A 12,424-nucleotide genomic window follows, 5' to 3' on the forward strand; every position below is an offset into this window, starting at 1 on the left:
TCACCGCATACCGAGTGCAGAAACATGCGGTGAATCAATCAAAGAAGAACGATCTGACTGCCCGTAAAACACCCTGCGGCAAACAACCGCAAGGCATCATCACGAAAGGCAATCACAGGCAATCACAGATAGACAAAGAACCGCAATGTGGAGGACAGTTCATCACGTTGCCACTGCTGATAGGTAACTTCGGTGCGTAATCCCAACTGCTGGCTAAGCGCCCAGTGCCAACTTGCCTGTGATTCCGTACGCCAGCGCATAGCATCCCACTGGTACAGCCCCTGTGCGGACAAGGCCAGTTTGTGCTCTTCGTTAGCCTGCCAGACCAAGCCCGACTCCATCCCCAAACCCAACGACAGGTTTTCACCCTGAGCATCAAAATAATTCAGCTCAGAAGAGAGTAACGCATAAGCGTGTAAACGGTTAGCATCTCCCCAGGATTTACCGTACCCGCCCTGCATGAAGTATCGGCCAGTCAAACCGCGAGTATCTGGCTGTCGATCATAGCCGGCACGGATATTCCAGGATAAGGAGTCAAATACCCGATAATCAGGCGCCAGTGACATGGCATCGAGCAGGTAAAGCTGGTTAAGATCCACATCGCCATCTTGATCAACCCCTAATTGCAGGTCGAAAAAGCTGATCTGTGCCCCCGGAATGTAACCGCCAGCGTTATCCAGTAAATCATGATAGGCCACTCGCCATTCCAGCAACGCCTGATCGGCGTTATGATTGCTGTAACGATATCCCAATCCTAACCGGCTTGAATTGTGGCCTTCATCAGGCGACATGGCAGGTTTTGCGGGTTCAGAAAATGGCGATGAGGTATTCAGCTTGCTTCTGGCAATCAACAATTTTTGTAGATGAGGCGCAGTGTCTTCCCGGGCGAGCGCCTGATCATAAAACTCAAAGTTGAGCCACTCATAGGCCATTTCCAGAATGGCAGCCCGTTCGCTCAATGACCCTTCAGTCGGATACTGGCCCGTCATGGCAGCCCGCGCGGCCAACAGTTGTTGATCATCCAATTGCTCAGCATAGTGCATTAAACGTGTACCAAAAGAAGCCCGGTATTTGGGAACCTCAATCAGTCCGTTCTCTCTGAGCACTTTGACCGTGTCTGATGGGATTGCCCGGTAATCAAAACCGGATGTCAGATCCAGCCCTTCCCTGCCCGCTTCAAGCAGTGCCAGCAGCTGATAGGAACAATTCTCATCGATGAAATAATAGTCAAATTCAACACCGTTCATTTCCCAGAGATGGCGCAGCACCTGCTGAACTTCTTCCTCATCCAGATTTAACGCATACTCCCAAATATCTCTTGATTCTAAATCGTTGTACTCACGTACTTTTCTGTAATACGGCATGACACTGAACGTGCCGGGGTAATTCCCGAACAGCCCTTTTGCTGCGTACAGAAACGCATTGTCATTACTCTCCGGCGTGGCGGCAAAATTGATTGCAAAGGCCACTAATTCGCGGTTTCGATTCTGATCTTTAGCATCAACACGCAGCAAAGTATGCCCGAACATAGACGATGGGCTGTTCATAAATGCTGTCGGGAAAACCAGTGTCAGCCCCTTGGGATTCAGCGCCTGCTTCCAGAGAGTCTGCTCAGGGCAGACGGCTACTGGCCAATCTGTATGTAATTTTTGTTTTAACCAATGGAAACGGGCCGGATACCGGCAGCTCAAACTCTGGTCATTGGATGAGCTATCGGACTGTTTCGCTTCGCGTTCAAATCCTTCGACGGTGGCATTAAGCTCGGCCAGAGGATCATCTTTTCCCTGCGGACTGACAAAGAAAGAAGGCGAATCGACCAGGCTTGTAAACGAGCCGGTCAGTCCGGGCTGATAATGCCCCAGGGTATGCCAATAATCAGAGGTGGAAAGATGCACCAGATCTTGCTGGGTATACGCAAAAGCGGTGCTGCTGAAAACGCTGAGAGGAAGCAGAGATAGCCAGAACTTCATGAAATCATCGATGGGATCAAATAGGTTCAGTCAAGCACATTGAATAAACAAAGCACCAGATTAGAAAAAGATACAGCGCCTTTTGGCGCTGTATCTGAGCGGTTCACACCTGTAATAAATTACAGTGCGTAAGCAGCCAGCGTATTCTGATCAGCAACCATAGTGTTCAGATTAGCCAGAACATCTGTAGAAGTAACATTTTCAGAAGCGAAGATAGACGCATAGTTATTACGAGCAGTCGCGTTAAATTCCGCTTTTGCTTCATCGCTCATGCCCCAAACGTCAGTCAGAGTTGCCAGCGTTTCACCTTCGCCACGTGCGATATCACGAGCCAGATTGTCCATGTTACCGTCGATAAACATAGCCAGTTTTTCTTGAGAAGTGATCACGCCGTTGCCGTCACAACCCAGTGTGCCGAAAGTGATACCGAAAGTTTGGTTACCTGAAGTACCGTTCGTTGTCGCACCCAGTACTTTAAATACTTTGCCTTCTTGACCAGCAAATACCATAGAGCCCAGACCACAACCGATATCTTGGTCAGCCATTGCTTGAGAGAAAGGCATCATGCCCGCGAAAACTGCCACTGCAAATACTTTTTTCATTGTTATTCCTTAGACTTAATTAACACAAATTGCTTGCATCATTTTTATGCGTCCAAAATCATAACAACTTAAAGCTATATTTCAATTTATACAGGGCAAAAAGTTATTTGTTTACATTTTCTTAGCTCAAAATCCACTTTTTAAAAAACCCGCCCATTTTAGTTGAGTTAAAAATAACCAATCTGGGCGAAGTCGCTTAACGCAATATCGTTATTATTGTTCAGAAACTCACTCATTATTCCTATTAACAATATTTTTAACTTTATCGACTAAGTCGATAGGTAAAGGGAATACTATGGTTGATGTCCTGTCATTGGCAATCTCAGTCAATGTCTGCAGGTAACGAAGTTGAATCGCATTCGGGGCTTTATTCAGCACTTCGGCGGCCTCCATCAACTTTTTAGAGGCTTCCAGCTCACCCGTAGCATGAATAACTTTTGCACGACGTGAACGTTCGGCCTCTGCCTGACGAGCTAATGCACGCACCATGCTGTCATCCAGATCAACATGCTTGATTTCAACATTGGCTATCTTTATGCCCCAGTTATCGGTGTGCATATCAAGAATGCCCTGCAAATCTTTATTCAGTTCATCTCTTGCCGACAGTAATTCATCTAACTCATGCTGACCAAGTACTGATCGTAATGTTGTCTGGGACAGCTGGCTGGTGGCTTCAAGATAATTTTCGACATTGATGATCGCCATTTTGGGGTCAATAACCCGAAAGTAAACCACAGCATTGACCTTAACCGATACATTGTCTTTGGTGATCAGATCCTGAGTTGGCACATCAAGCACAATTGTTCTCAGGTCAACCCGAACCATTTGTTGAATGATTGGGATAATGATGATCAACCCAGGCCCTTTTACTTCATAAAAGCGCCCCAACAGAAAGACGACGGCACGCTCATACTCACGCAGCACTCTGAACATGCTGATAATCAGCACGAGTACCAGCACAACGATGGTTGCCAGGGAATACGTAATCATGGTTTATTCCTTCTCTTTGGCCGCAACATGCAAACACAAGCCTTCGACTTGTTTAACGACAATTTCCTGACCCACCCGCAATGGCGTATCACAGCGGGCTTGCCAGATTTCGCCTTCTACCAGCACCCGCCCCTCTCCGGGAAAGCCACTGACCACTTTACCGTGATCGCCAAGGAGCATTTCTACCCCGGTTGAAACAGGTTTACGGCGGGTTTTTAGCAATAAGGTAAGAATGACAAAGGTAAACAGCGCGGAAGTGGCTGTCAGACCCACGATCAAAGGGACGGCAATTTGATACCCTGGTTCTTCGGTATCCATTAACATGACTGACCCTATAACAAAAGAAACGATACCGCCCAGACCCAATATGCCAAAGCTGGGGCTAAAGCCTTCTGCCACCATCAGAATGATCCCCAGGATAATCAATCCCAGCCCCGCATAACTGACAGGCAATAGTTGCAGCGAATACATAGCCAGAATCAGACAAATACCGCCGAGTACACCAGGCAACCCAACCCCGGGGTTGTAAAATTCTAACAATAAGCCATAGATGCCTATCAGCATGAGTATGTAGGCTACGTTCGGATTGGTAATGACCGCCAGAAACTTAAACCGCCAGTCCTGTTCACGCTCTACATATGCAACATTCTCAAGTGATAAAGTCTGTTGTACCCCGTTAATAAGCACGGTACGGCCATTAATCTGACTAACCAGATCATCAAGATCTGTTGCCATAAAATCGATGACATTTTCTTGCAATGCCCCTTCGGCATCTAAACTTGCCGCTTCCCGAACGGCTTTCTCTGCCCAGACTTCATTTCTGCCATGCAATTTAGCCAGGCTGGTGATATACGCAGCCGCATCATTGATGACTTTCTTCTCCATGGCTGTTTCGGCTTTTACTTCCTTACCTGACTGTGTACCTTCTTCAGACTGTTTAGCCGCGTCATCTTTTCCAGCCGGTTCCTGTTCATCAGAGTCATCAAAAGGATTGTCTTTTTTCCCGCTTGGCGACCCACCGGTCAGAGATACTGGGGTAGCTGCACCAAGGTTTGTGCCCGGTGCCATCGCAGCAATATGACTGGCATAGAGAATATAGGTTCCGGCGCTCGCCGCTCTGGCACCCGATGGGCCAACCCAGGTTGCCACTGCAACCGGAGATGTTGTGATAGCGCGAATGATTTCCCGCATAGAGGTATCTAAACCGCCAGGTGTGTCCATCTTTAGCACGATAAGCGCAGCCTGTTCTTCCTGAGCATGATTAATTTCACGCGAGACAAAATCACTGACGGCAGGTCCGATCCCGCCTTTGATATCAATTAACCATACATCGGATGCCTGAGAACACATTGGCCAAAGCGCAGCCAGCCATAATGTCAGAATGGAAAACAGCTTCATGACGCATGCTCCCAGTAGGTGTACCAGACTGAACCAGATAGGAAAACCTGAACTCTTAGGCGTTGGTTATCCACCACCTTAAGCATAGCGCACAGAATTCGGTGCAGGATTGATCGCTGTACAGAGCCATGACACCCTGCACAGCAGCGGGCAACTCAGGGAATATGACGAGAGAAAAGTCGGCCAAGCGCCGAGGGATGGTGAGACCAGTGCGTATCAAACATGTCCATCAAAGCCGGGTTGCCGTACCGTGACAGACAAACGGCATGGAAACGATTCTTATGCTCTTTCAGTTTAGCTACCCGCTCCTGCATCTCCGGCGATTGCGACGGCGCAATAAAATCGGACAACACAATGAGATCCGCATTTTTATACTTATCGCCACTCATCAGCATCAAGGACTGATCCAACACAGGCGTTAAATCTGTGCCGCCATGAAAAGAATAAGAAAGGAAATTTAACACTTCACTCAAACCATCCTGCCGGGTCAGCTCATACGTGATGTGCTGGGTAGAAAACAGCATGACATAACAGTCTCTGTCATCGGCAAGTGCAATCTGCATCAATCCGTAAGCCAACGCTTTCGCGCACTGTTCAGGGTAGCCGGACATTGAGCCAGAAGCATCAATGCAAACAATAAACGGCCCTTTGTCCTGTTCGACTTGTTTACTTTGCTTCCTGTAGGCTTTCACTTTACGCAGTTTGCGCTGGGCACCCTGCATTCTGTAATTCATTAAACGCTTATCAACAAGGTGTTTGTAGAACACCACCTCCAGCTCAGGATAGGCTAGAAACATTGCCTCGTTAGGCAGTAAGCGCGCCAGATCATCACTGGGATGCACGCCGACAATATCATCGGTGACGTTGTCACTCTTCTCTTCGACCATTTTCAGCTCTTCCGTCTGAACTCTGGCCTGACTCGGATCATCGACCTCGTTAGCCATCCGGCCTAGCTTGTCGGCAATCTCCTGAATTTCATTATTTTTTTGAAGAAATCTTGCGATAGATTTTAACCGCTCCACATCCGTTTTGGTCAGTTTGGCTTTCGCCATATCCCAAAGCCGGCCAGCGCGTTTTTCGTCGCCTGCTTCATCGACTTTTTCCATTTGCTGCATGGTTTCAATGCGCTGATACAGGTCTTTCAACAGTGCTTCTTTATGATGCTCTAACTCAGATTCCTGCGCTTTCTTGAGTGCTACCTGCAAATGTTCATACCACTGATGACAAAAGTAGCTGTGGAACATAGGGTTATGTTTCTTCTGATCATGGTCGAGCAATCGGCGCGCTTTAAAATAAAAGCCGGACGTCGTTTCAAGTTCACTGACTACCTGTTCAGCATTGTCCATAAAAGTGTCCGCAGACCATTGCCGAACCTTTTGGTATAAGGCCAGTTCCTGACTGAACCGATCGGCCACATCCACTTTTGCGATGCGATGCTGTACATAGCTGCGCCACTTACCGACCTGCAACTTCATAGACGACTTAATTCCCGGACTGGAGTCCGCAGCCATCATCAGCTGTGGCCGGGTCATCAGCTCGTTCACTGCATTTTCAATGATACCCGACTCAGTCAGCATCAGAGCCAGGTTAATACCTTCGGTGACTGGCATCGTCTCCTCCCAGTTATGCGAAGTATTCAGTCAGGCGGGTTAAACGCATGGCACTCTTGTCCAAATGCCGCTGAATTGTCGCAATCTCATCACTTGCAGTAGCCAGACTTTGTTCTATCAGCACCGGAAATTCAGGGTCAACGAAGTTGTGCGGCAATGCCCCGTGAAAACGGCTCCGTGCCAGTTTCAGTAAATGCGCCGCCTCGCTGATCGCATCCGTAGCTTGCTCGACTTTCTGCTGCCAGCCAACCAGCTGTTCCTGGCTGACGCCGTAATCTCCGGCCATGCCGACCAGCACATTCCGGTTCGCAATATCTTTGATCACCAGGCGGTCTGTGGCATCAATCTCAAAATGCAGCCGGCATAAATGCGTATTCTTATTAACAAAGCCATAGATATCGCACTGCCCTGCTTTGATCTTTTTCTCGAACTCATCCCCATCCACATACACCCAGCGGCTATCGCCGGTTTCCTGTTCAGAAACGGAAGGATTATGCTGCAGCATCACCAGCTTGATCATGCGCGGATTGTTGTTGACCGTGTACCGCTTGGCGCCGGAAAAATCGTACTTGTATCTTTCCTTGCCCATCAGCGTGTCATGTCCGAATATCACACAAAGCTTGCCGGCAACAGCCTGGTGGACTTCCTCTATCTGGTGCTGCGCCGTATCAGCCTGCTGAGTTGCTGCTTGCTGTCCGAAAACCTGGTTGACGGCAAAGTCGCGTAAAAGCTCCCGGATATCCTGTCTGGATTCCGGGCTGTGCCACAAACACTCCTGCAGCAACAGCAAATCAAGCGGATTAATACTGTCACGGCCATTAAAGAAAGCACTGGCTTTGAGCAGCCTGACCGATTTCTTCCATCGCCGGTCTGAGATGTAAAGCTCGCTGCTGCCCGATTCGACTTTCTCCTCGATCATGGATTTCAGCTGGTAAATGGTTTCGAATGTCGCCTCATCAAGCTGGATATGATCGATCAATGTCTGCCATTGCTGATATTCTTCTTCCTTAATTTTGAGCTCGGCAGGCAAACTCGCCATCTCTGGGCCTTCACCCAGTAACATGGCTTTGAAATTTTGTTTTTCCTGTATGCGATTAACGAAAACACGAACCAGCATACGGTCGTACAAAGCTTCCAGACCGCTGTCTTCATCCGGTAATTCGTTGGATGCCGTAATCAGCAAACGCATTGGTACGTTCAGCGTGTCCTGACCATTTTTAAATGTCCGCTCGTTAACAACAGTCAGTAATGTATTCAAAATGGCAGGGCCCGCTTTCCAGATTTCATCCAGGAAAACGACTTCCGCTGTGGGTAAGTAGCCATCAACCAAACGAACATATTTACCGTGGTCTTTCAGTTCCTGAATCGATAGAGGTCCGAACACTTCTTCCGGGGTCGAAAAACGTGTCATCAGATAGTCAAAGAAGCGGCTGCCATCAAAGGCTTCAATCAGTCGCTTAGCAATCAAGCTCTTTGCTATTCCGGGAGGGCCAAGCAGGAAGACACTCTCACCAGACAGTGCCGCCAACAAACAGAGTCGAATGGTATGCTCTCTTTCATAGACCCCGTTTGACAGAGCCTGGATAAGTTTTTCTACCCGCTCAGCAAGCAGCGCTTTATTGGGTAGACTATTGGCCGCCATAGATAGCATATTGGTCATTTCCTCGAGGCAAAAAGGTCTGATGTAGAAATGAAATGGGTGGAGCTGAAAAATCTCATTCTAGCCACAGAATAGCCGTAAAAAACACATTGTTACAAGCATGTTAACATACATACTTTGTTACAAACAGGGTATATCAAACTGGGTAGGCAACCAACATAGATCAATCATTGATTTCACTTTTGATGCACTCAGGATGAGCACAAGATCACAGAATGTAATGGATTGCGATGCATGTTGAGGGATGCGGACTATGTCTCGATTTGTTACTACATAGCGCTACCTCAACACAAATCATCGTGATAATATTTTAGTCAATTATGAAAAAGATCTCTCAATTGCCTGTCAGGCTGACAATTTTTGTATGTTTTGGGGTGCTGATAACCACCTTTATCCCCATGCAAGGTAACCTGGATGCCGTTACTTCAAGCCTGACATTGGTGCTGATTATCCTGCTGGTTCGCGAAGTCGCCAGTAAAGAAATGAAGTTTTTATTACTTCTGTCTGCCTGTACCTACGGAATTGGCGTAATTGCAGATCTTCTTGATGATATTCCGGAACTTGCAAATCATTGGTTGCTGACACGCACCGATGATGTATTCAGCAATATTGGTGTTTTTTTACTGTGTTTCTGTTTCATTAAACTCTTACATCAACGCCGCGAGTTAATACAAAAACTCAGACAGCAAATTGCTAAATCCCGTCAACTGGAACTGGAACTCAGCCGACAGGCCTTGCAAGACGATCTGACCAGACTGCAGAACAGGCGCTCACTTTTCAGACGATTTGATCATATGGCGATTAACCTTAATCGCGGCATTATGGCTTACATTGATATAGACAACTTCAAACAGGTTAATGACCGTCTTGGTCACCGCCAGGGAGATCTGGTACTGATTGAAATAGCCAACATTATCTTCAGGCATTCGCCTACCGGTAGTCAGGTATATCGCATAGGGGGTGATGAATTCATTGTTCTATTGCCCAGCGAAGACCAATGTCAAAGCCAGGAATGGCTTGACCAGCTCTATGAGCAAACTCAAGATCTTAGAGATACGTTCAAATTAGGCATCAGTGTCGGCCTTGTTCCGTTTCATCCTGGTAACCTCAGCGATCCTGACTTACTGCTCGCTAAAGCAGATACCGCCATGTATCAGGAAAAAGAACAAAAAAGTCGTGTCGAGTAACTTCGATTCAGATTCACAATTTTGTCATATCCTCGTCATACCATAGCGGCTACCCCTGTAGTTCAAATTTGGAGAGACGCAATGTTGCTTCGCCTGGCTTCTTTATTGGCCGTTATCACCCTATTCCCCATTCAGGCTAATGCCAAAACCGTTACCGTATCCGGTTCGACTTCTGTCAGTCATATACTTGAAGTATTAGCTGAACAATATGAGCAGCAACATTCCGATGCTTCCATTGCTGTGCAAGGGACTGGGTCATCTGCGGGTATTTCTGCCGTCAAACAAGAGGCCGCTGAGCTTGGAATGAGTTCGCGATTTCTAAAGGAGGATGAAATACGTCCGGATGTATCGACCACATTAATTGCTCATGATGGTATCGCACTGGTCGTCAACAAAAACAACCCGATTGACACCCTGACCAAAGAACAGGTTATGGGGATTTATCAGGGGACTATCACCAACTGGAAACAAGTTGGTGGCGATGACCTCCCCATTGCAGTTGTCAGCAGAGAGAACGCTTCTGGTTCACGATTTTCTTTCGAAGATTTTATGGGTCTGACACGTACTATCGGTGATAAAAGCGTCTCAGATATCAATGCGAAAGCGCTGGTGGTTAACACCAATGGCATGGTGAAAAGCCTGATTGCCAGAAACAGACACGCCATTGGCTATCTGTCACTTGGCTCAGTTGATGATTCAGTAAAACCACTGGATTTCGAAGGTGTATCACCCAGCCTGACAAACCTGGAGTCTGGACAGTATCAAATCTCCCGACCTTTCATCATGCTTTATAAAAGCAAAAAGCTCACATCAGATGGTCGTGACTTCCTCAATTATCTCCTGTCTGAAAACAGCCAGAAACTACTTCATGATCGCGGTTACATTCCCGTTGTGCATTAAACAATACACACTCTCTGGCTTACCTGATCACTCAGGTAAGCCAAAGCTCGATCAGGACACCACCGGGTATTTCATGCCTGCGCCCCATTCTGTCCAGGAACCGTCATAGACAGTCAGATTTTTCCGGCCTGCTACATCAGCTGCAAGAGCAAGAATGCATGCCGTAACCCCGGATCCACAACTGAAAATCAGCTGCTGATCTTGTTCTGAGAATGCATCAAAACGTTGTTTCAGTATTGATTGCGACGCTAACCTGCCGTCTTTCACCAACTGACCAAACGGGAGGCTTTTAGCATTCGGCATATGACCACTGCGTATGCCTTCTCTCGGCTCTGGCTGCTGGGCATAAAAACGCGCTGCCGGGCGTGCATCCAGCACCACAACCTGAGGGTCGGCTAATTTTTCCATCAATGCCTGGGCATCAATCACCCATTCAGATCTGAAATTGGCAGAAAATTGCCCTTTTTCAGGTACTTCAGTTACAACACCCGATTCTAACGAGCCTCCAACCGCTTTCCAGGCGGGTAATCCGCCATCTAGCACCGCGACCTTGTCATGCCCCATCACTTTAAACATCCACCATACGCGCGGTGATGAGAACAGTCCGAGAGAATCATAAACAACGAGAGTGTCTTTGTTGCTGATGCCTAATTCCGACACTTGGCTGGCAAACTGCTCTGCACCGGGTAACATATGCGGCAGGCTGGATGCCTTATCGCATATCTCTTTATCGAAATCGAAAAAAACAGCACCTGGAATGCGTTCACTCTCCCACTCAGCCCTGGCATCACGGCCACTGCCCGGCATGAACCAGCTCGCATCCAGTATCACGATATTTCCCGCATCGGCATGTTCCAGCAACCAGTCAGCACTGACAACAGACGACGGTAATGAATTCTTTGTCATACCCTAATCACCTATCCCTATGAAATTCAGCTGTTTGTGTTAAACCAGATAACCATATTCATCACAGTCATTTCGGTTATCAACTTTATATTGTGATAGTGATAGCAGGTTATACGGCCAGACTAAACCTTTTTCTCTGTAATCCAGCCACTTGCCACAGCAAACACAAGCAGGCTGATCTTGAATCCGATTGTTCATCGGGTTAATGTCCCTGAACTCGGTGCCAGCACTTTTCTGATTTATTGCAAGGACGCGAATATGGACTATTTCCCGGTCTTCACCCAATTACATAACAAACCAGTACTGGTCATAGGTGGCGGAGAAGTTGCCTGCCGTAAAGTCGATCTTTTATTACGGGCCGGAGCGGCAATCACACTGATATCACCACGCCTGCATCCTGCCTTACAAAAACTGGCCAGCCAGCAAAAACTGCGCTGGCTGGCAGAGTCTTACCAGCCGGGAAGTCTGGGGGGCTATTATCAGGTGTGGACAACGACGGATGATCGCGAACTGAATAAGCGTATCTTTCATGATGCCCAACAGAAGAAAATTTGGGTCAATGCCGTCGACGATCCTGCCCATTGCGATTTTATTACCCCATCCATGATAGATCGCTCCCCCATTCAGGTGGCCATATCCAGTGGTGGCGCTTCACCGGTACTCGTACGTTACCTCAGAGAAAAGCTGGAAACCCAGCTCGCGCAAAACTTGTCTCTTCTGGCAGATTTCGCTGGAAAACAAAGAAACCGCCTGAAACAACATTACGATACCGTCGATAAACGAAGACACTTTTGGGAGCTCTTCTTCCGCTTGCCTCAGGTAGAAAATGCCCAGTCAGTTGAGGTACTTGAAGCGGCTTTTGTCCAGTTACTGGCTCAAGACAATCAGGCAAAAGGGACGGTATGTGTTGTAGAAACCGGCACAGATGTTGAAATGCTGACATTGAAAGCGTTGCGACTGATGCAGCAGGCCGAAATGGTGCTTTACACCGATGAAGAGAGTCAGGCTGGTTTCATTGATCTTTGCCGAAGAGATGCTGATCGTGAAGCTTGCAGTGAGGAGAATCTGTTGCAAAAAGCGGATGCCCTGCTCAGCCAGGCTGTCCGCGTCTGTATTCTGGTCAAAAAAGGAAGGACTTCTGCATCACTTTCTGCTTTTTGTCAGCAGCACAAGGGTGAGGTACTTCCCTCACTGTAACCGT

The 12,424-nt window shown here is 47.6% G+C and carries 10 protein-coding genes; 3 read left to right on the plus strand and 7 right to left on the minus strand.

Features of this window, described 5'->3' with window-relative positions; translation table 11 throughout:
- Positions 1–122: 122 nt before the first annotated feature.
- The 6 genes from KCG43_RS14345 to KCG43_RS14370 all read right to left on the minus strand — a co-directional run bounded on the left by KCG43_RS14345 (position 123) and on the right by KCG43_RS14370 (position 8,221).
- Positions 123–1,970 carry a DUF4105 domain-containing protein gene (locus KCG43_RS14345; protein ID WP_218385760.1) on the minus strand — a complete coding sequence of 616 codons (1,848 nt, stop codon included), beginning with the start codon at positions 1,968–1,970 and terminating at the stop codon, positions 123–125.
- A 119-nt stretch (positions 1,971–2,089) separates the two neighbouring features.
- On the minus strand, positions 2,090–2,572 hold the full coding sequence (locus KCG43_RS14350) for a DUF3015 domain-containing protein (RefSeq protein WP_192013718.1): 483 nt from the start codon (positions 2,570–2,572) through the stop codon (positions 2,090–2,092).
- 228 nt (positions 2,573–2,800) lie between these two features.
- A complete protein-coding gene (locus tag KCG43_RS14355) occupies positions 2,801–3,562 on the minus strand; it encodes a slipin family protein (RefSeq protein ID WP_192013716.1) in 762 nt (253 codons plus the stop codon).
- A gap of 3 nt (positions 3,563–3,565) precedes the next feature.
- Positions 3,566–4,960 (minus strand): nodulation protein NfeD, encoded by a 1,395-nt coding sequence (locus KCG43_RS14360; RefSeq protein ID WP_218385762.1) that lies wholly within the window; start codon positions 4,958–4,960, stop codon positions 3,566–3,568.
- Between the two features lie 155 nt (positions 4,961–5,115).
- Positions 5,116–6,570 (minus strand): ATPase RavA stimulator ViaA, encoded by a 1,455-nt coding sequence (viaA, locus tag KCG43_RS14365; protein ID WP_192013712.1) that lies wholly within the window; start codon positions 6,568–6,570, stop codon positions 5,116–5,118.
- 13 nt (positions 6,571–6,583) lie between these two features.
- On the minus strand, positions 6,584–8,221 hold the full coding sequence (locus tag KCG43_RS14370; protein ID WP_192013710.1) for an ATPase RavA domain-containing protein: 1,638 nt from the start codon (positions 8,219–8,221) through the stop codon (positions 6,584–6,586).
- 329 nt (positions 8,222–8,550) lie between these two features.
- Here KCG43_RS14370 and KCG43_RS14375 point away from each other — a divergent pair, with 329 nt between their 5' ends.
- Positions 8,551–9,417 carry a GGDEF domain-containing protein gene (locus tag KCG43_RS14375; protein ID WP_192013708.1) on the plus strand — a complete coding sequence of 289 codons (867 nt, stop codon included), beginning with the start codon at positions 8,551–8,553 and terminating at the stop codon, positions 9,415–9,417.
- An 81-nt stretch (positions 9,418–9,498) separates the two neighbouring features.
- Positions 9,499–10,317: a phosphate ABC transporter substrate-binding protein gene (locus KCG43_RS14380; RefSeq protein ID WP_218385765.1), complete on the plus strand. Its 819-nt coding sequence runs from the start codon at positions 9,499–9,501 to the stop codon at positions 10,315–10,317.
- Between the two features lie 51 nt (positions 10,318–10,368).
- On the opposite strand, the gene sseA is transcribed toward KCG43_RS14380, so the two are convergent.
- A complete protein-coding gene (gene sseA / locus KCG43_RS14385; RefSeq protein ID WP_218385767.1) occupies positions 10,369–11,223 on the minus strand; it encodes a 3-mercaptopyruvate sulfurtransferase in 855 nt (284 codons plus the stop codon).
- 258 nt (positions 11,224–11,481) lie between these two features.
- Between sseA and KCG43_RS14390 the strand changes: the two genes are divergently transcribed.
- Positions 11,482–12,420: a bifunctional precorrin-2 dehydrogenase/sirohydrochlorin ferrochelatase gene (locus tag KCG43_RS14390; protein ID WP_218385769.1), complete on the plus strand. Its 939-nt coding sequence runs from the start codon at positions 11,482–11,484 to the stop codon at positions 12,418–12,420.
- Positions 12,421–12,424: the final 4 nt, after the last annotated feature.

This window comes from Photobacterium sp. WH24, from assembly GCF_019204055.1.
In the GTDB taxonomy this organism is placed as follows: Bacteria; Pseudomonadota; Gammaproteobacteria; order Enterobacterales; family Vibrionaceae; genus Photobacterium; species Photobacterium arenosum.